General features: G+C 60.7%; 18 protein-coding genes. 12 read left to right on the forward strand and 6 right to left on the reverse strand.

The features are described 5' to 3' along the window. Positions 1–21 precede the first annotated feature (21 nt). From F8N66_RS22300 to F8N66_RS22310, 3 genes are all read right to left on the reverse strand, one after another. Entirely contained in the window at positions 22–1,338 is a 1,317-nt protein-coding gene (locus tag F8N66_RS22300) for an MFS transporter (RefSeq protein ID WP_150772238.1), read from the reverse strand. Positions 1,339–1,578: 240 nt separating this feature from the next. Next, positions 1,579–2,823: an HlyC/CorC family transporter gene (locus tag F8N66_RS22305; RefSeq protein ID WP_150772239.1), complete on the reverse strand. Its 1,245-nt coding sequence runs from the start codon at positions 2,821–2,823 to the stop codon at positions 1,579–1,581. A gap of 12 nt (positions 2,824–2,835) precedes the next feature. Continuing rightward, positions 2,836–3,648: an inner membrane protein YpjD gene (locus tag F8N66_RS22310; RefSeq protein WP_150772240.1), complete on the reverse strand. Its 813-nt coding sequence runs from the start codon at positions 3,646–3,648 to the stop codon at positions 2,836–2,838. 210 nt (positions 3,649–3,858) lie between these two features. On the opposite strand from F8N66_RS22310, the gene ffh reads away from it, so the two are divergent. The 5 genes from ffh to rplS all read left to right on the forward strand — a co-directional run bounded on the left by ffh (position 3,859) and on the right by rplS (position 7,429). Then, on the forward strand, positions 3,859–5,235 hold the full coding sequence (ffh, locus tag F8N66_RS22315; RefSeq protein WP_046041990.1) for a signal recognition particle protein: 1,377 nt from the start codon (positions 3,859–3,861) through the stop codon (positions 5,233–5,235). A 249-nt stretch (positions 5,236–5,484) separates the two neighbouring features. Then, entirely contained in the window at positions 5,485–5,736 is a 252-nt protein-coding gene (rpsP, locus tag F8N66_RS22320; protein WP_003198088.1) for a 30S ribosomal protein S16, read from the forward strand. 5 nt (positions 5,737–5,741) lie between these two features. Continuing rightward, the gene (gene rimM, locus F8N66_RS22325) at positions 5,742–6,278 is read left to right on the forward strand and encodes a ribosome maturation factor RimM (protein ID WP_007972729.1); all 537 of its coding nucleotides are present in this window, start codon (positions 5,742–5,744) and stop codon (positions 6,276–6,278) included. Positions 6,279–6,280: 2 nt separating this feature from the next. Beyond that, the gene (trmD, locus tag F8N66_RS22330; RefSeq protein WP_150772241.1) at positions 6,281–7,033 is read left to right on the forward strand and encodes a tRNA (guanosine(37)-N1)-methyltransferase TrmD; all 753 of its coding nucleotides are present in this window, start codon (positions 6,281–6,283) and stop codon (positions 7,031–7,033) included. Positions 7,034–7,078: 45 nt separating this feature from the next. Next, on the forward strand, positions 7,079–7,429 hold the full coding sequence (gene rplS, locus F8N66_RS22335) for a 50S ribosomal protein L19 (protein ID WP_003175895.1): 351 nt from the start codon (positions 7,079–7,081) through the stop codon (positions 7,427–7,429). Positions 7,430–7,584: 155 nt separating this feature from the next. On the opposite strand, the gene F8N66_RS22340 is transcribed toward rplS, so the two are convergent. After that, positions 7,585–9,393: a cation:proton antiporter gene (locus F8N66_RS22340; RefSeq protein ID WP_150772242.1), complete on the reverse strand. Its 1,809-nt coding sequence runs from the start codon at positions 9,391–9,393 to the stop codon at positions 7,585–7,587. A 109-nt stretch (positions 9,394–9,502) separates the two neighbouring features. Here F8N66_RS22340 and xerD point away from each other — a divergent pair, with 109 nt between their 5' ends. From xerD to F8N66_RS22365, 5 genes are all read left to right on the forward strand, one after another. Further along, a complete protein-coding gene (xerD, locus tag F8N66_RS22345; RefSeq protein ID WP_150772243.1) occupies positions 9,503–10,399 on the forward strand; it encodes a site-specific tyrosine recombinase XerD in 897 nt (298 codons plus the stop codon). A gap of 252 nt (positions 10,400–10,651) precedes the next feature. After that, positions 10,652–11,383, forward strand: coding sequence for a bifunctional protein-disulfide isomerase/oxidoreductase DsbC (gene dsbC, locus F8N66_RS22350; protein ID WP_150772244.1), 732 nt, complete (start codon positions 10,652–10,654; stop codon positions 11,381–11,383). Positions 11,384–11,515: 132 nt separating this feature from the next. Next, positions 11,516–12,820, forward strand: a complete 1,305-nt coding sequence (locus F8N66_RS22355; protein WP_150772245.1) for a homoserine dehydrogenase — start codon at positions 11,516–11,518, stop codon at positions 12,818–12,820. 66 nt (positions 12,821–12,886) lie between these two features. Continuing rightward, a complete protein-coding gene (gene thrC / locus F8N66_RS22360) occupies positions 12,887–14,296 on the forward strand; it encodes a threonine synthase (protein WP_150772246.1) in 1,410 nt (469 codons plus the stop codon). Between the two features lie 299 nt (positions 14,297–14,595). Continuing rightward, positions 14,596–14,883, forward strand: coding sequence for a DUF3509 domain-containing protein (locus F8N66_RS22365; RefSeq protein WP_150772247.1), 288 nt, complete (start codon positions 14,596–14,598; stop codon positions 14,881–14,883). A gap of 169 nt (positions 14,884–15,052) precedes the next feature. On the opposite strand, the gene F8N66_RS22370 is transcribed toward F8N66_RS22365, so the two are convergent. Together F8N66_RS22370 and F8N66_RS22375 are read right to left on the reverse strand one after the other, a co-directional pair. Then, positions 15,053–16,021, reverse strand: a complete 969-nt coding sequence (locus F8N66_RS22370) for a TIGR02285 family protein (RefSeq protein ID WP_150772248.1) — start codon at positions 16,019–16,021, stop codon at positions 15,053–15,055. Continuing rightward, positions 15,975–17,174, reverse strand: coding sequence for a CaiB/BaiF CoA transferase family protein (locus F8N66_RS22375; RefSeq protein ID WP_150772249.1), 1,200 nt, complete (start codon positions 17,172–17,174; stop codon positions 15,975–15,977). Before F8N66_RS22375 ends, F8N66_RS22370 begins: the two co-directional genes overlap by 47 nt. Before the next feature lie 148 nt (positions 17,175–17,322). On the opposite strand from F8N66_RS22375, the gene F8N66_RS22380 reads away from it, so the two are divergent. After that, entirely contained in the window at positions 17,323–17,865 is a 543-nt protein-coding gene (locus tag F8N66_RS22380) for a YaeQ family protein (protein ID WP_007971297.1), read from the forward strand. Positions 17,866–17,931: 66 nt separating this feature from the next. Continuing rightward, the gene (recJ, locus tag F8N66_RS22385; RefSeq protein ID WP_150772250.1) at positions 17,932–19,641 is read left to right on the forward strand and encodes a single-stranded-DNA-specific exonuclease RecJ; all 1,710 of its coding nucleotides are present in this window, start codon (positions 17,932–17,934) and stop codon (positions 19,639–19,641) included. The last annotated feature ends 119 nt before the right edge of the window (positions 19,642–19,760 follow it).

Genomic DNA, 19,760 nt, shown 5'->3' on the forward strand with positions numbered 1-19,760 from the left:
CCTGCTCGCGAAAGCAATCTATCAGGCAACCCGATTCAAATCGTTATGCCGCGTTTCCTTCAGGCACAGCACGGCAATCAAGCTCAGCACCGCTGCCCCGGACACATACCCGCCGACATAGCTCAAGCCGCCCATCGCCACCAGTTTCTGGGCAAAGAACGGTGCCGCCGAAGCGCCGACGATCCCGCCGAGGTTGTAGGCCGCCGATGCGCCGGTATAACGCACGTGGGTCGGGAACAGCTCCGGCAGCAGGGCACCCATCGGTGCGAAAGTCACGCCCATCAGGAACAGCTCGATGCACAGGAACAGCGCCACGCCCCAGGTCGAGCCCTGGGTCAGCAGCGGCTCCATCAGGAAACCGGACAGAATCGCCAGTACGCCACCGATGATCAGTACCGGTTTGCGTCCGTAACGGTCGCTGGCCCAGGCCGACAGCGGGGTCGCGGCGGCCATGAACAGCACGGCGAAGCACAGCAGGGCGAGGAAGGTTTCGCGGGTGTAACCCAGGGTCGCCACGCCATAGCTGAGCGAAAACACCGTGGAAATGTAGAACAGCGCGTAGCACACGACCATCGCACCGGCACCGAGCAGCACCGGCAACCAATACTGGCTGAAGAGCTCGACCAGCGGGATCTTCACGCGCTCTTCGCGGGCCACGGCGTTGGCGAACACCGGTGTTTCGTGGAGCTTGAGGCGAACGTACAGGCCGACCATGACGAGTGCGGCGCTGAGCAGGAAAGGAATGCGCCAGCCCCATGAGCGGAACTGTTCATCGTTCAAGGTCATGGCCAGCGTCAGGAACAGCCCGTTGGCCGCGAGAAAGCCGATGGATGGGCCGAGCTGCGGAAACATGCCGAACCAGGCTCGTTTGCCTTCGGGTGCATTTTCCGTGGCCAGCAACGCTGCGCCGCCCCATTCACCGCCCAATCCCAGGCCTTGGCCGAAGCGCAGCACACAGAGCAATATCGGTGCCCAGGCGCCGATGCTGTCGTAACCCGGGAGCACGCCGATCAGCGTGGTGCACACGCCCATCAGCAGAAGGGAGGCCACCAGGGTCGATTTGCGGCCGATGCGGTCGCCGAAGTGACCGAACAGGGCCGAACCCAGGGGGCGGGCAAGGAACGCGATGCCGAACGTGAGAAAGGCCGAGAGCATCTGCGCCGTGCCGGAAGTCTGTGGAAAGAACACCGGGCCGATCACCAGCGCCGCGGCGGTGGCATAGACGTAGAAATCGTAGAACTCGATGGCGGTACCGATAAAGCTCGCCGTAGCCACGCGGGTCGCGGAGTTCGTCGGTTGTGCAGGCGTGGAATCGCTGTAAGTCGTGCTGGTTGTCATGCGGTTATCCCTGACAGTCATGTGCTCCAGTGGAGCGAATTATTATGGTCGAACACCCAGGGATGTGGGTTTGCAGCGGAGTGCGGGTAGCACGGAGACAGGTGCTTGGGTAAGCGGATCGATTATAGGAAGGAGGCTAACGAATCAACAAGGACAAAAACATCACAGCCTTCGGCAGCGCCTGCACGATGAATGCATTTCAAATGTAGGAGCTGCCGCAGGCTGCGATCCTTTGGCTATTTATTGAGCGGGTACGATCGCTGGAGCCGAACTGGTGTGCCAGACCAATACGCGGGTGACGCGATTGTCTTCGGTCTCGAGGATTTCCAGCCGATATCGGCCGATCTTCAGGCACACCGCACTCTCGGGAATGGTCTCCAGTGCTTCGGTCACCAGGCCGTTGAGGGTCTTCGGGCCGTCGCTGGGCAGATGCCAGCCGAGGCTCTTGTTCAGTTCGCGGATCGACGCGGCGCCATCGATCACCAGGCGGCCATCGGCCTGCGGATGGATGTGCGGGTTGTCCAGGCTTTGCTGGCTTTCGAACTCGCCGACGATTTCTTCAAGAATGTCTTCCAGGGTCACGATGCCGAGCACTTCGCCGTACTCGTCGACCACCATGCCCAGGCGTCGCTGTTGCTTGTGGAAGTTCAGCAGCTGAAGTTGCAGCGGGGTGCTTTCCGGTACGAAGTAGGGCTCGCGACTGGCCGCCAGCAGCGCTTCCAGCGTCAGGCTGCCATCGGGGAGCAAATGGGCGATCTGCCGGGTATTGAGCACGGCTTCGACCTGGTTGATATCACTGTGGAACACCGGCAGGCGCGTGCGCTGGTTGTTGCGCAATTGCTCGATGATGTCCTCGATCGGGTCGTCGAGGTTGATCCCGTCGACTTCACTGCGCGGCACCAGGATGTCGTTGACCGTGATGTTGTCCAGCGCATGGATGCCGGGCAGCGAATGCGGGCGGCAGACGGCGGGCTCGCCATCGTCGAGCCGGTCCCTGGAGGCTTCGTCTTCGCTTTGTTGCACCACTTTGGCTTTACGGTCGAACGGGCGCATCAGCAACTGGCTGATGGCGTTGAGCAGCCAGGCTGCCGGGTAGATGATCTTCAGTGGTACGGGCAGCAGGTTGTTGCCCAGGGCCAGGATCGCATCCGGGTGGCGGGCGGCGAGGGCGCGGGGCACATAGTCGGCGAATACCAGCAGTATCGCGCCAGCACCGAGACAGGCTATCCACGGTCCGTTTTGCGCCCAGGTGAAAATCGCCAGCAAGGTGCAGATGACCACCACCAGCGTGCGGCACAGGGTATTGCAGAAGATCAGGCTGTCGAGCGGGAAGCTCAGCCGGGCCAGCGGCTTGTCGCTTGAGCGCGAGGCCGTGCGCTTGGCCAGTAAATTCAGATGTGCGGATTCGACGGCGGAAAACAGGCCCGACCACAGAATCAGCAGGGCCACTACAGCGAGCATCGGCCCTAAGGGCAAGTCGTCCATTAATGCCGCCCGTCAGATGTGCAGAATGTATTCACGGACCAGCTTGCTGCCGAAATACGCCAGCATCAGCAGGCAGAAACCGGCGAGGGTCCAGCGAATGGCTTTGTGTCCGCGCCAGCCAAGACGGTTGCGGCCCCAGAGCAATACGCTGAAGACGATCCAGGCCAGGCAGGCCAGCAAGGTCTTGTGCACCAGGTGCTGGGCGAACAGGTTGTCGACGAACAGCCAGCCGGAGATCAGCGACATCGACAACAGGGTCCAGCCGGCCCAGAGGAAACCGAACAGCAGGCTTTCCATGGTTTGCAGGGGCGGGAAATTCTTGATCAGCCCGGACGGGTGCTTGTGCTTGAGCTGATGGTCCTGGACCAGCAGCAACAACGCCTGGAACACCGCAATGGTGAACATGCCGTAGGCCAGGATCGACAGCAGGATATGGGCGAGGATGCCCGGCTCCTCGTCGATCACCTGCACCGTGCCGGCCGGTGCGAACTGCGCCAGCAACACAGTGATGGCGCCCAGCGGAAACAGCAGCACCAGCAGGTTCTCCACCGGGATCCGCGAACAGGCCAGCAGGGTCAGGGCGATGACGGCGGCGGCGATCAGGCTCGAGGCGCTGAAAAAATCCAGCGCCAGGCCGATCGGGGTCAGCAGGTGAGTGAGCAGGCTGGCGCCGTGGGCCAGCACGGCGAGGACGCCGAGCGTGACCAGCAGGCGCTTGTTGGCCTTGGCGCAGGTGGCCAGGCGGGTGCCCTGATAGAGGGTCGCAGCGGCATATAAGCAGGCGGCGGCGAGGCTGGTAAGCAAACTGGGTGACAAGGGGAGCATAAGTCCTGTTAGGCAAGCCCGAAAGGCGCTGAGTTTGGCATAGAACCCACGCGGCACGAAAGACCAGACAAGCTGACGGCGAGGTGTCCGCCAGGCGCAGTCTTCGCTATAATCCGCGACCTGCCCACGCCGCAGGCTCGCCGAGCACATCTTTAGTCCGGTCCGGGCCGCCATTTTCCCGGTCTACACAGGGCCTGAAAGGATCGCGCAATGTTTGAAAACTTAACCGACCGTCTCTCGCAGACGCTGCGCCATGTCACCGGCAAGGCGAAGCTGACCGAGGACAACATCAAAGACACCCTGCGCGAAGTGCGCATGGCGTTGCTCGAAGCCGACGTCGCCTTGCCGGTGGTGAAGGACTTCGTCAATTCGGTCAAGGAACGCGCCGTCGGCACCGAAGTGTCGCGCAGCCTGACGCCAGGCCAGGCCTTCGTGAAAATCGTCCAGGCCGAACTCGAAAGCCTGATGGGTGCGGCCAACGAAGACCTGAACCTGAGCGCCGTTCCGCCTGCTGTCATTCTGATGGCCGGTTTGCAGGGCGCCGGTAAAACCACCACCGCCGGCAAGCTCGCGCGCTTCCTCAAGGAGCGCAAGAAGAAGTCGGTCATGGTCGTGTCCGCGGACGTCTACCGTCCGGCGGCGATCAAGCAGCTGGAAATGCTCGCGGGTGAAGTGGGCGTTACCTTCTTCCCGTCCGACCTGAGCCAGAAGCCGGTCGAGATTGCGCAAGCGGCTATTAAGGAAGCGAAACTCAAATTCATCGACGTGGTCATCGTCGATACCGCCGGTCGCCTGCACATCGATGAAGAGATGATGGGCGAGATCAAGGCCTTGCATGCCGCGATCAACCCGGTGGAAACCCTGTTCGTGGTCGACGCCATGACCGGCCAGGACGCCGCCAACACGGCCAAGGCCTTCGGCGATGCGCTGCCGCTGACCGGTGTGATCCTGACCAAGGTCGACGGCGATGCCCGTGGCGGTGCAGCCCTGTCGGTGCGCGCCATTACCGGCAAGCCGATCAAGTTCATCGGTATGGGCGAGAAGAGCGAAGCGCTCGACCCGTTCCACCCCGAGCGTATCGCTTCGCGCATCCTCGGCATGGGCGACGTGCTCAGCCTGATCGAACAGGCTGAAGCGACCCTCGACAAGGACAAGGCCGACAAGCTGGCCAAGAAGCTGAAGAAGGGCAAGGGCTTCGATCTCGAAGACTTCCGCGATCAGCTGCAACAGATGAAGAACATGGGCGGTCTCGGCGGCCTCATGGACAAACTGCCCAACATGGGCGGTGTGAACCTGGCGCAGATGGGCAATGCCCAGGGTGCGGCAGAGAAGCAGTTCAAGCAGATGGAAGCCATCATCAACTCCATGACCCCGGCCGAGCGTCGTGACCCTGAGATGATCAGCGGTTCGCGCAAGCGTCGTATCGCCATGGGTTCCGGCACCCAGGTGCAGGACATCGGTCGCTTGATCAAGCAGCACAAGCAGATGCAGAAGATGATGAAGAAATTCTCCGCCAAGGGCGGAATGGCCAAGATGATGCGCGGCATGGGCGGAATGTTGCCCGGCGGCGGCATGCCGAAAATCTAAAGAATTCGCGCAAGGGCTTGCTCTTGCGCAGCCCACATGGAAGTGGGATCTCCAGCAAACCCGCACTTGGCGGGAGCTGACCGGCCGTTTTCATCGACGGCTCTATAGCAAATCTGCATGGCGTCCGATAGGCCGCCGGAAAAAGTCATTTGCAAAAGTCCGGATATTCCTTAGAATATGCGGCCTTTCGGGCACCCATGCCCGCTGTGCCTTTAGATTTGCAGCACCGACTACAGGAACGATGTTCACATGCTAACAATCCGTCTTGCCCTTGGCGGCTCCAAAAAGCGCCCGTTTTACCACTTGACCGTAACCGACAGCCGCAACCCGCGCGACGGTTCGCACAAGGAACAGGTTGGTTTCTTCAACCCGGTTGCTCGTGGTCAAGAAGTCCGTCTGTCCGTGAACCAAGAGCGCGTAGCCTACTGGCTGAGCGTTGGTGCACAACCTTCTGAGCGCGTTGCTCAGTTGTTGAAGGAATCTGCTAAGGCTGCGGCCTGAGCAATATGAACGCGACGCCAGCTGTTGCTGATGATTTGATCGTTATCGGCAAGATTTATTCTGTTCACGGCGTTCGCGGCGAAGTGAAGGTGTATTCCTTTACTGATCCGATTAAGAACCTGCTGGATTACAAAACCTGGACGCTCAAGCGTGACGGCAATGTAAAGCAGGTAGAGCTGGTCAGCGGACGCGGGAACGACAAGTTCCTGGTCGCAAAGCTCAAGGGTCTCGATGATCGTGAAGAAGCGCGTCTTCTGGCCGGTTATGAGATCTGCGTGCCGCGCAACCTGTTTCCTGAACTGACCGACGGCGAGTACTACTGGTACCAGCTGGAAGGTCTCAAGGTCATCGACACCCTCGGGCAACTGTTCGGGAAGATCGATCACCTGCTGGAGACCGGCTCGAATGATGTAATGGTGGTCAAGCCTTGCGCTGGCAGCCTGGATGATCGCGAACGCCTGTTGCCCTATACGGAGCAATGCGTGTTGGCCGTCGACCTGGCCGCGGGCGAGATGAAGGTGGATTGGGACGCGGACTTCTAAGCGTGGCTAACTTGCGCGTAGAAGTGATCAGTTTGTTTCCCGAGATGTTCTCCGCCATCAGCGAGTACGGCATCACCAGTCGGGCGGTGAAACAGGGGCTCTTGCAGCTCACCTGTTGGAATCCGCGAGACTACACGACGGATCGACATCACACTGTGGATGATCGCCCATTTGGCGGTGGTCCGGGCATGGTGATGAAGATCAAGCCCCTGGAAGATGCTCTGGTTCAGGCCAAGGCTGTCGCCGGGGAGGGCGCGAAGGTGATTTACCTGTCGCCCCAAGGCCGTCAACTGACTCAGTCGGCGGTGCGCGAGTTGGCGAATCTGGATGCATTGATCCTGATTGCCGGCCGCTATGAAGGCATTGACGAGCGCTTTATTGAGGCTCATGTCGATGAAGAGTGGTCGATTGGCGACTATGTACTGTCTGGCGGCGAGCTGCCGGCGATGGTCCTGATCGATGCGGTTACACGACTGCTGCCTGGAGCTTTAGGGCATGCGGACTCCGCCGAGGAAGATTCCTTTACGGATGGTTTGCTGGATTGCCCGCACTACACCCGACCGGAGGTGTATGCGGATCAGCGTGTTCCCGACGTATTGCTAAGTGGCAATCACGCGCACATCCGGCGTTGGCGTCTAAAGCAGTCCCTTGGTCGGACCTTTGAACGACGCGTCGATCTTCTGGAAAGCCGCTCGCTTTCTGGAGAAGAGAAGAAGCTGCTCGAGGAATACATCCGCGAGCGGGACGATAGTTAACAACGTATCGATGGTAGATCCGACGATTTACCTTAGGAGCACAGCATGACTAACAAAATCATCCTTGCACTCGAAGCAGAGCAGATGACCAAAGAGATCCCTACCTTTGCCCCGGGCGACACCATTGTCGTTCAGGTGAAAGTGAAGGAAGGCGACCGTTCGCGTCTGCAAGCGTTCGAAGGTGTTGTTATCGCCAAGCGTAACCGCGGCGTAAACAGTGCATTCACCGTTCGTAAAATCTCCAACGGTGTTGGCGTAGAACGTACTTTCCAGACCTACAGCCCGCAAATCGACAGCATGGCCGTTAAACGTCGCGGTGACGTACGTAAAGCCAAGCTGTACTACCTGCGTGACCTGTCTGGTAAAGCAGCTCGCATCAAGGAAAAACTGGCTTAAGTCCAGCTTCCGATGCAGAAAAAAGCAGCCTACGGGCTGCTTTTTTGTTGCCTGTGATTTGTTCCAGACTCCGCGTCGTGGCTTTCGCGAGCAGGCTCGCTCCCGCAGTGGAAGACAGTTCCCTGTGGGAGCGAGCCTGCTCGCGAAGCGATATTTCAGGCGCCGGTGACTTCAGGCTGGATCAACGCCAGCAACGTCCAGCCCGCCGAAGGCTTGAACGCGCTGTCTGGCGTCACCACATGCACCCAGCCACTGTTATCGCGCATGAACAACAACGTCGCGCGAGCCCCGTGCAGCGCCCGGTAATCGTCCCAGCAGAAACCTTCCTTCAGCGTCGTGCTGTACAACTCGGCGCCCTGGCTCAGTTGACTGGCCAGTTTGCCGTAGGTCAGTGCCTCGCTGCCGAGTTGATTGGCGCGATGTTCCAGGCTGGTCCGGTGTTTGTCGGAGCGGCGGCTTTCCAGGCCGCTGGCCAGGCCGAACATCCGCTGATGGCCGAAATCGTGACGAAAACGCATCAAGGCCAAGGTATTCATTTCCCCTGACGGTGACAGTGCCAGCAAATGCCCAAGCCCCACCAGGTCCAAGTGCGCATCGGCATGTTGTGAGGCTGGATTACCGAAGTAAGTCGGTAGGCCGTCCATTCGGGCCGCACGGATGTTTTCCCAGCTGGAGTCGGTGAGCAGGACACGGCAGCCCAGTTGTTGCAGGGCTTTTCCCAAGGTGCGTGCGGGACCGTTGGCGCCAACGACCAGGAAGCCGCTCGGTGCCGGCTCTGCCACTTTCAGCAGGCGCGCCAGTGGGCGTGCGGTGGCACTTTGCAACACCACGGTGCCAATGATTACCGCAAACGTCAGCGGCACCAGGAGCAGGGCGCCTTGGTGGCCGACTTCGTCCAGCCGGATGGCGAATACGGCCGACACAGCAGCCGCGACAATGCCGCGCGGGGCGATCCATGCCAGCAATGTCCGCTCGCGCCAGCCCAGGCTGGAGCCCGCCGTACAGAGCAACACGTTCAAGGGGCGGGCAATGAATTGAATGATCAGCAGCAGCATCAACACCGGCGCCCCGAGGGCGATCAAGGCATTCAGGTCCAGCCGCGCGGCGAGCAATATGAACAGCCCGGAAATCAGCAGGACGCTGAGGTTCTCCTTGAAGTGCAGGATATGTCGCACGTCCACGCCCTTCATGTTGGCCAGCCACATGCCCATGAGCGTCACCGCCAGCAGGCCGGATTCATTCATGACTTGATTGGCGGCAATGAAAATACTCAGTACCGCGGCCAGGGACGCCAGGTTGTGCAGGTACTCCGGCAACCAATGCCGCCGGATGATCGAGCCCAATACCCAGCCACCGACCACGCCGAACAGGCAGCCGCACAGAATCACCCCGCCAAAGGTCAGCAGGCTTTGCGTCAGGCCGTCGCCCTCGGCATTGGCGATGATGAAGCTGTAGACCACCACCGCCAGCAATGCGCCGATCGGGTCGATGACAATGCCTTCCCAGCGCAGGATGCTGGCAATCGATGCTTTCGGGCGTACGACGCGCAGCATGGGCACAATGACGGTCGGTCCGGTCACCAGCGTCAAGCTGCCGAACAGGGCCGCCAGCATCCAGTCGAACCCCAGCAGCCAGTGAGTGGCCAGGGCGATGACTACCCAGGTCGCGAGGGCGCCGAGTGTCACCAGGCGACGCACAACGCTGCCGATCTCGCGCCATTCCGACAGATGCAGCGTCAAGCTGCCCTCGAACAGGATCAGCGCTACCGCCAGAGACACGAGCGGCATCAGCAAGGGGCCGAACATTTCCTGCGGATCGAGCCAGTGCAAAACGGGGCCGACCAGAATGCCGGTTAACAGCAGAAACAGAATCGCCGGCAGCTTCAATCGCCAGGCCAGCCATTGGCAACCGAGCGCCGCCGCGCCAATACCGCCAAACGCCAATAAAATCTGCTCTTCGCTCATGGCCGTTCCCTGTTCCTTGAATTAACGGGCTATGAAAGACTAGCGGTCGTTTCTACCGTCCATTTTGATTTTTACTGCGCAGTGACAAGGCTGCGTCTCTTGAGTGCCCATGCCTGCCATCGATCACCCTTTGATAGACCAATTCCTCGATGCCCTGTGGCTGGAAAAAGGTCTTTCCGATAACACCCGCGATGCCTATCGCAGCGACCTTGCACTGTTCAACGGCTGGGTGCAGGAAAAGGGCCTGGAGCTGGTCAATGCGGGTCGCGAGTTGATCCTCGATCACCTGGCCTGGCGGGTCGAGCAAAACTACAAACCGCGTTCCACCGCGCGATTTCTCTCTGGCGTGCGAGGCTTCTATCGCTATTTGTTGCGGGAAAAGCTGATCGCCGTCGATCCAACCCTTCGCGTCGACATGCCGCAGCTCGGCAGGCCGTTGCCCAAATCCTTGTCGGAAGCGGATGTCGAGGCTTTGCTGGCGGCGCCCGATTTAAGCGAGGCGATTGGCCAGCGCGACCGGGCCATGCTTGAGGTCCTGTACGCCTGCGGCCTGCGCGTGACGGAGTTGATCAGTCTGACGCTGGAGCAGGTCAACCTGCGCCAGGGCGTGCTGCGGGTGATGGGCAAGGGCAGCAAGGAACGACTGGTGCCGATGGGCGAGGAGGCAATCGTCTGGGTCGAGCGTTACCTGCGTGATGGGCGTGGCGAGCTGCTCGGCGGGCGTCCCAGCGATGTACTGTTCCCCAGCCAGCGCGGCGAGCAGATGACCCGCCAGACGTTCTGGCACCGGATCAAGCATCAGGCCAAGGTGGCGGGCATCGGCAAGTCGCTGTCGCCGCACACCTTGCGCCATGCCTTCGCCACGCACCTGCTCAACCACGGTGCGGATCTTCGGGTGGTGCAAATGCTGCTTGGCCATAGCGACTTGTCGACCACCCAGATCTACACCCATGTCGCCCGTGCGCGCTTGCAGGACCTGCACGCCAAACACCACCCGCGCGGCTGACCTCGGCCCAGGAGGGGGCGGGCTTGCTCGCGAATGCGGTGTATCAGTCAAAGTGAGTGTCGACTGACACACTGCATTCGCGAGCAAGCCCGCTCCCACAGAACAAGCGCTCATCGGTGCCTTGTATCACCGGCATTCGGCCCCGCGAGCCTTATGTGGTAGGCTTTGCCGGTTTGCACGATGGGCGGTTATGACCCGGTGTTTCGGTACTGGCGTTCTGATCGTCCCATTTGTCCGCCTTCAGGAGTTCTCATGCGTCTGACCCAGATTTTCGCCGCCGCCGCCATTGCGTTGGTCAGCACCTTTGCCGTCGCCGATGACGCGGCCGACAAAGCCATCCGTAAGAGCCTGGAAAACCTCCAGCTCGAAGTGCCGGTAGAAACCATCACCGCCAGCCCGCTGCCGGGCCTCTATGAAGTCAAGCTCAAGGGCAGCCGTGTGCTGTACGCCAGCGCCGACGGCCAGTACGTGGTCCAGGGCTACATGTTCCAGCTCAAGGACGGCAAGCCGGTCAATCTGACCGAGAAGACCGAACGCCTGGGTATTTCCAAACTGGTCAACGATATTCCTGTCGCTGAAACCGTGGTGTACCCGGCCATCGGTGAAACCAAGTCGCACATCACCGTCTTCACCGACACCACCTGCCCGTACTGCCACAAGCTGCATGCCGAAGTGCCCGAGCTGAACAAGCGCGGCATCGAAGTGCGTTATGTGGCGTTCCCGCGCCAGGGCCTGGGTTCGCCAGGTGACGAGCAGCTGCAGGCCGTCTGGTGCTCCAAGGACAAGAAAGCGGCCATGGACAAGATGGTCGACGGCAAGGAAATCAAGGCCGCCCAGTGCGATAACCCGGTGTCCAAACAGTTTGCCCTCGGCCAGTCGATTGGCGTGAACGGTACACCGGCCATCGTTTTGGCTGACGGTCAGGTCATTCCGGGCTACCAGCCTGCGCCACAAGTCGCCAAACTGGCGCTGGGCGCGAAGTAAATTCGCATCGTCAGGGCAAGCCTTGACGGTCATGGTCCGGCAGCGACATCGTCGGGCCATTAATAGAGAGCCGCGAGCATGCGGCTGTTTTTACGGCCGGCCTTGAGTCGGCCGTTTTATGGGGAGTTCACAGTGAAACCGGTCAAAGTAGGCATCTGTGGGTTAGGGACCGTCGGTGGCGGTACCTTCAACGTACTTCAGCGCAACGCCGAGGAAATTGCTCGTCGTGCCGGGCGTGGAATCGAAGTGGCACAAATTGCCATGCGCACGCCAAAGCCTCAGTTCCAAACGACCGGTATTGCGATTACCAACGATGTCTTCGAAGTGGCCACGAACCCTGAGATCGACATCGTCATAGAGCTGATGGGCGGCTACACCGTTGCCCGCGAGCTGGTACTCAAGGCCATCGAGAATGGCAAGCATGTGGTCACCGCGAACAAGGCGCTTATCGCTGTTCACGGCAATGAAATTTTCGCCAAGGCTCGCGAGAAGGGCGTGATCGTTGCGTTCGAAGCGGCCGTGGCCGGCGGCATCCCGGTGATCAAGGCGATCCGTGAAGGCCTGTCCGCCAACCGCATCAACTGGGTCGCCGGCATCATTAACGGCACCGGCAACTTCATTCTCACTGAAATGCGCGAGAAAGGCCGGACCTTTGAAGACGTGCTGGCCGAAGCCCAGGCACTGGGTTATGCCGAAGCCGATCCAACCTTCGACGTCGAAGGCATCGATGCGGCGCACAAGCTGACGATCCTGGCGTCCATCGCGTTCGGCATCCCGCTGCAGTTCGACAAGGCGTACACCGAAGGCATCACCAAGCTGACCACCGCTGACGTGAACTACGCCGAAGCGCTGGGCTATCGCATCAAGCACCTGGGCGTGGCGCGCAGCACCGCGTCCGGCATCGAGCTGCGCGTTCACCCGACGCTGATTCCGGCCGATCGCCTGATCGCCAACGTCAACGGCGTGATGAACGCCGTGATGGTCAATGGCGATGCCGCCGGTTCGACCCTGTTCTACGGTGCCGGTGCCGGCATGGAGCCGACCGCTTCGTCGGTGATCGCCGACCTGGTGGACGTGGTTCGCGCCATGACCTCCGACCCGGAAAACCGCGTGCCGCACCTGGCCTTCCAGCCGGATTCGTTGTCGGCTCACCCGATCCTGCCGATCGAAGCCTGCGAAAGCGCCTACTACCTGCGCATCCAGGCCAAGGATCACCCGGGCGTACTGGCCCAGGTGGCGAGCATCCTGTCGGAGCGTGGCATCAACATCGAGTCGATCATGCAGAAGGAAGTCGAGGAACACGACGGCCTGGTGCCAATGATCCTGCTGACCCACCGCGTGCTGGAGCAGAGCATCAACGATGCGATCGCTGCCCTGGAAGCCCTGGCGGGTGTGGTCGGTCCGGTCGTACGGATCCGTGTCGAGCACCTGAACTAAGCCGTTATCGTTCACCGGGCCAGCGCGCTGGCCCGGGTTTGCGAACTCTGTCTATTGGAGCCAGTCATGCGTTATATCAGCACCCGCGGCCAGGCACCGGCCCTGAACTTCGAAGACGTCCTGCTGGCCGGTCTCGCGACCGACGGCGGTCTGTACGTCCCGGAAAACCTGCCACGTTTCACCCAGGAAGAAATCGCTTCCTGGGCCGGCCTGCCGTATCACGAGCTGGCTTTCCGGGTCATGCGCCCGTTCGTTACCGGCAGCATTCCGGACGCCGATTTCAAAAAGATCCTTGAAGAAACCTACGGCGTGTTCGCCCATAGTGCCGTGGCGCCGCTGCGTCAGCTGAACGGCAACGAATGGATCCTGGAACTGTTCCACGGCCCGACCCTGGCGTTCAAGGACTTCGCCCTGCAACTGCTCGGCCGCCTGCTCGACTACGTGCTGGAAAAGCGCGGCGAGCGCGTGGTGATCGTCGGTGCCACCTCGGGCGACACCGGTTCGGCCGCCATCGAAGGCTGCAAGCACTGCGAAAACGTCGACATCTTCATCCTGCACCCGCACAACCGTGTGTCCGAAGTGCAGCGTCGGCAGATGACCACCATTTTCGGTGAGAACATCCACAACATCGCCATCGAAGGCAACTTCGATGACTGCCAGGAAATGGTCAAGGCGAGCTTCGCCGACCAGGGTTTCCTCAAGGGCACGCGCCTGGTGGCGGTGAACTCGATCAACTGGGCGCGGATCATGGCCCAGATCGTTTACTACTTCCACGCAGCCCTGCAGCTGGGTGGCCCGGCGCGTTCGGTGTCGTTCTCGGTGCCGACCGGCAACTTCGGCGATATCTTCGCCGGTTACCTGGCGCGCAACATGGGCCTGCCGATCAACCAGTTGATCGTCGCGACCAACCGCAATGACATCCTGCACCGCTTCATGAGTGGCAATCAGTACGTCAAGGAAACCCTGCACGCCACCCTGTCGCCGTCCATGGACATCATGGTGTCGTCGAACTTCGAACGCCTGCTGTTCGACCTGCACGGTCGCAATGGCGCGGCGATTGCCGGGCTGATGGACAGTTTCAAGCAGGGCGGCGGCTTCAGCGTCGAGCAGGAGCGCTGGACCGAAGCACGCAAACTGTTCGACTCGCTGGCCGTGGATGATGCGCAAACCTGCGAAACCATCGCCGAAGTCTACGAGCAGACCGGCGAAGTGCTGGACCCGCACACCGCCATCGGCGTCAAGGCCGCACGCGAATGTCGCCGCAGCCTGGATATTCCGATGGTGATCCTCGGCACGGCCCATCCGGTCAAGTTCCCGGATGCCGTGGAAAAAGCCGGTGTAGGCAAAGCCCTTGAGCTGCCTGTCCATCTTTCCGATCTGTTCGAGCGAGACGAGCGTTGCACCGTGTTGCCGAACGACCTGAAAGCCGTTCAGGCCTTCGTCAGCCAGCATGGCAATCGCGGCAAGCCGCTGTAATTAGCGAACGTCTCCACTGTAGGAGCGAGCATGCTCGCGATGGACGTCAACGATAACGCGCCCAGTCTGAATTAGGGCGTTGTCCTGGCGTTCTTCGCGAGCATGCTCGCTCCTACAGGTTGGGGGCGCGCTTCTCCCTCCCGACAAACGCGACCCCTCTGTTTTTTCCCTGTCATCTTTGCCATGCATGCTCTCTCAACCAGAGACGCAACATTCAGAACTTTCTTCTCGGGCCAGCGGTCATTTACTGTAGACATGCCCCAGGCACTTCGTTTTCGGACTATTGAGTGGTGATCGAGATGGAAAGTATCAGTCTCTTGCTCGGTGAGGCTCTGAGCCCGTACCAGGTGACATTGACCCCGTCAGGCCTTCAGGGCGAATGCCGGGTGACATTGAAGAACATGAACGGCAGGGTCGTGGTGGATCGCGAGTTCAACCAGGCGCAGTTGACCGACAAGCGTTCGCTGACCGATGTGGTAGATGGTTTGCATCGCGACCTGCTGATCGCGGAAGGCCGCCTGGAACCCTGTGTGATCGCGGCGTTGCGCAATGCCGCTCAAGACAAGCTGCTGGCCAGCAGAAATTGAATTGCCTTTTGTGGGAACCTTCCTGCACCTGCGTCAGTCAGAGCATTTAACAGCAGGATCAAGCATTGTGCTCCGGTGCTTGTAGCTTGCTGCTACTGGCTTTTTCACAGGCCACGTTTAACCCCGAGTCGTCTCCCCACTTCTCGGGGTTTCTTTTGCCTGGAATTTGTCATTGCCCGGCTTGCTGCTCGAAAAACGCCTTGGCGGCTTGCAGGTATTCGCTGCGGCTTTCGGGGTCGAGCCACGCGGCGTAAGCCTCGCTCAGGTGGTCGCGGGGCAGGGCGCGCAGCAGTTGGTTGATCTCAATGATCGCCTGCCGGCCTTGGGGGGTATCCGTACAGCCGATGTAGCCGGACAGGTACTTGCCGGTGCCGCGAATCGGGTAGAACTGCAATTCGTCCTCGGCGATGCCGTGCTGCTGGGCCTGGTAGCGGATTTCCGGGCGATAGCCCAGCAGTAACTGCAAGCGTCCCAAGCGTTGCATTTGCAGCAGGCTGCCCAAGGCGTCGTTGCCGTAGTGGAGCGTCAGGGCCTTGGGCGGAGCCTGTTTGAGCAGCGTGTCGAGGAAATCGCCATAGTTGCGCTCGGCAACAATTCCCAGCGTGACGTTGCCGGGGGCCAACAGGGCCGAGAGATCCACTTCTCCGTCCTTGATAAAAGGCGACAGCACCTCGCGATCGATACGTCGTACGGCCAGGCCGTTGCTCATGGCGCGAAAGACCGGAATGGAAAATGCGATCCAGGTTTCGCGCTCCTTGCTCCAGTTCAGCGCCGCATCGCACGTAAAGGATGACTCATGGAGCATCTGCAAGCCGCGCGCGCGATTGACCTTCATCACGCTGTGCTGGTACTGCGGCATGCCGGCGATCAGCGTCCTCAACAGCTGATCAATGACCCCCTGGCCTTTTTTTGGCCCATCGAAAATGAACAGCGGTGGTAAATCGCGCTTGAGCCAGACCAGGGTTTGCTTGGGTTGCGCCAACGCCGTGGGCGCCAGCGTGGTGATCAGCAGCAGACCCAGCAATGCGCAGAGCACCCGCCCGCTGTGCAGCAGGCAGTGCTTGATGGACCGCGCAATCCGGCGCTTCAGCTCAGATGGCTCCGTCTTTGCGCAGTTGTGTGATCTGCGACGCGTCATAGCCAAGTTCCTGGAGTACCTGTGCGTTGTGCTCGCCCAGTTGCGGCCCGACCCATTCACAATCACCGGGTGTCTCTGAGAGTTTCGGCACGATTCCCGGCATCTTGAAATCTTTGCCATCCGGCAGCTTGGCTTGCAGGAACATTTCCCGGGCCAGGTACTGCGGATCACTGAACATGTCTTCGGCGCTGAAGATCCGGCTGGCGGGTACATCGGCCTGATTCAGCTGTTCCAGCACCGTGTCGAGCGGCAGCGAATTGACCCAGCGATCGATGACCCCGTAGAGCTCGTCGCGACGGCTGTCACGCCCGTCATTGCTGGCAAGCACCGGGTCATTGGCCAGGTCTTCGCGGCCAATGATCAGCATGAAACGCTTGAAGATCGCATCGCCATTGGCGCCGATCTGCACGTGTTTGCCATCGGCGCTGGTGTGAATCGAGGAGGGGGTGATGCCGGGCATGATGTTGCCAGTGCGTTCGCGGATGAAACCGAACACGTCGAACTCAGGGACCATGCTTTCCATCATGGCAAAGATCGCTTCATACAGCGCCACGTCCACCACTTGTCCCTGACCGCCATTGACCTCGCGGTGACGCAGCGCCATCAGTGCGCCGATCACACCCCAGAGCGCAGCGATCGAGTCGCCGATGGAAACGCCGGTGCGCACCGGTGGCCGGTCTTCGAAACCGGTGATGTAGCGCAGGCCGCCCATGGATTCACCGACAGCGCCAAAGCCCGGTTGATCTTTCATCGGGCCGGTCTGGCCGAAGCCCGAGAGCCGCACCATCACCAGTTTCGGGTTCAGGGCATGCAAGACGTCCCAGCCCAGTCCGAGTTTTTCCAGGACGCCCGGGCGGAAGTTCTCGATGAGGATGTCCGCTTCGCTCAGCAGTTTTTTCAGGATCGCCAGGCCGTCCGGGTGCTTCAGGTTCAGGGTCAGGGACTTTTTATTGCGCGCCTGCACAAACCACCACAGCGAGGTGCCCTCATACAACTTGCGCCACTTGCGCAGTGGATCGCCACCGTCCGGGGATTCGATCTTGATCACCTCGGCACCGAATTCGGCGCAGATGCGCGAGGCAAACGGGCCGGCAATCAAGGTGCCCAATTCAATGACTTTCAGACCTGCGAGCGGTTTGGCGGTGAACGACATACGGGATCCTGTAGGACAATAGGCTTGGTGAATACAGACTTTTAACATAGCCGACTGTCAGGCGCTCACGGTAGATCGCCATCAATTCGATGATTGCCTGTCGCATCGGTTAGACTTGCCGCCTTTCCCCGTATCAAGAAGCCCGTTCATGGCCCAGCCGTCCACGACCTACAAGTTTGAACTGAACCTGACCGACCTCGACCGCAGCGTCTACGAGAGCGTCAAGCAGACCATCGCCCGTCACCCTTCGGAAACCGAAGAGCGCATGACCGTGCGTCTTTTGGCCTACGCCCTCTGGTACAACGAGCAGCTGTCCTTTGGCCGTGGTCTGTCAGAAGTGGATGAGCCCGCGTTGTGGGAAAAAAGCCTGGATGACCGTGTCCTGCACTGGATCGAAGTCGGCCAGCCAGATGCCGAGCGCCTGACCTGGTGTTCGCGCCGCACCGAACGCACCAGCCTGCTGGCCTATGGCAGCTTGCGCGTGTGGGAAGGCAAAGTGGTGCCGGCGGTGAAAAACCTGAAAAACGTCAACATCGCCGCGGTGCCCCAGGAAGTCCTGGAAACCCTGGCCAAAGACATGCCGCGCGTAATCAAGTGGGACGTGATGATCAGCGAAGGGACGATTTTCGTCACCGACGACCGTGGTCAGCACGAAGTCCAGTTGCAGTGGCTGGCCGGCGAACGCGGCTGATCAATCGCCGCTGGACCGCGTCATCCGGATTTATCCTACGTATTCAAGAGAAGCCCCTGTCGCCCCATGCGCATCGAACCTCGCCTGCTGCCCGATACCCTGCCATTCCTCGGTGATATTCCACCCCTGTTGACCCGCCTGTACGCGGCGCGGGGCGTGCAGTCCGAAGCGGAGCTGGACAAGAGCCTGGCGCGGTTGATTCCGTTCCAGCAGCTCAAGGGCATCGAAGCCGCGGTGGATTTGCTGGTGACGGCGCTGGAGCAGCGCCAGCGGATTTTGATCGTCGGCGATTTCGACGCCGACGGTGCGACGGCCAGCACCGTTGGTACCCTGGGTTTGCGCCTGCTGGGCGCGGCGCATGTCGACTACCTGGTGCCCAACCGGTTCGACTACGGCTACGGCCTGACCCCGGAAATTGTCGCAGTGGCGCTCGAACGCCAGCCCCAGTTGCTGATCACCGTGGACAACGGCATTTCCAGCGTCGAAGGCGTGGCGGCGGCGAAAAAAGCCGGGCTCAACGTATTGGTCACCGATCACCACTTGCCCGGCGATGAACTGCCGCTGGCCGATGCCATCGTCAACCCCAACCAGCCGGGTTGCGGCTTCCCGAGCAAGGCGCTGGCCGGTGTCGGGGTGATTTTCTATGTGCTGATGGCCTTGCGCGCGCGTTTGCGCAGCCTGGGCTGGTACGAAACCCGCCCGCAGCCGAACATCGGCGAGCTGCTGGACCTGGTGGCCCTGGGCAGCGTCGCCGACGTGGTGCCGCTGGATGCCAACAACCGGATTCTGGTGCATCAGGGCCTGGAGCGGATTCGTGCCGGACGTGCCCGGCCGGGAATCAAGGCGATTCTCGAAGTGGCCAAGCGCGACCACGCGCGCATCACCTCGACCGACCTGGGGTTCATTGTCGGCCCGCGCCTGAATGCAGCGGGGCGTCTGGATGACATGAGCCTGGGCATCGAATGCCTGCTGACCGAGGACGTGGGGCTGGCCCGGGAAATGGCCGCGCAACTGGATGGCATGAACCAGGACCGCAAATCCATCGAGCAGGGCATGCAGCGTGAGGCGCTGGCGCAGCTCAAGGACCTGCCGGTGGAGTCGATGCCGTTCGGTTTGTGCCTGTTCGATCCCGAATGGCACCAGGGTGTCATCGGTATCCTGGCGTCGCGTATGAAAGAGCGGTATTTCCGTCCGACCATCGCCTTTGCCGATGCCGGGGACGGTTTGCTCAAGGGCTCGGGCCGTTCGGTCCAGGGCTTTCATATTCGCGATGCCCTGAGCGTGGTGGCGGCCCAGCATCCGAACCTGATCACCAAGTACGGTGGCCATGCCATGGCGGCCGGCCTGACCTTGCCGGAAGCGAATTTCCCGCTGTTTGCCGAAGCCTTCGATGCCGAAGTGCGCCGGCAATTGCGTGAAGAAGACCTGACCGGGCGCCTGCTGTCGGACGGCACCCTGGCGGTCGAGGAGTTTCACCTGGAACTGGCCCGCGCGCTGCGCCACGCCGGCCCCTGGGGCCAGCACTTCCCGGAGCCGCTGTTCCACGGGGTGTTTCAACTGGTCGAACAGCGTGTGGTCGGCGAACGGCACCTCAAAGTGGTGCTCAAGAGCGAGTGTGGCTCGGTGAAACTCGATGGCATTGCCTTTGGCATCGATCGTGACATCTGGCCCAATCCGACCATCAAATGGGTGGAACTGGCTTACAAGCTGGACGTTAACGAGTTTCGCGGCAATGAGACCGTCCAGCTGATGATTGCCCACATCGAACCGCGCTGAACATCAAAAGATCGCAGCCTTCGGCAGCTCCTACAGGGATCGACGTTCACCTGCAGGAGCTGCCGGAGGCTGCGATCTTTTCTTGAACCCTCCACTGTCCCCCGATGTCGACTAGGCTC

The sequence above is a fragment of the Pseudomonas fluorescens genome (assembly GCF_902498195.1).
GTDB lineage: Bacteria > Pseudomonadota > Gammaproteobacteria > Pseudomonadales > Pseudomonadaceae > Aquipseudomonas > Aquipseudomonas fluorescens_BU.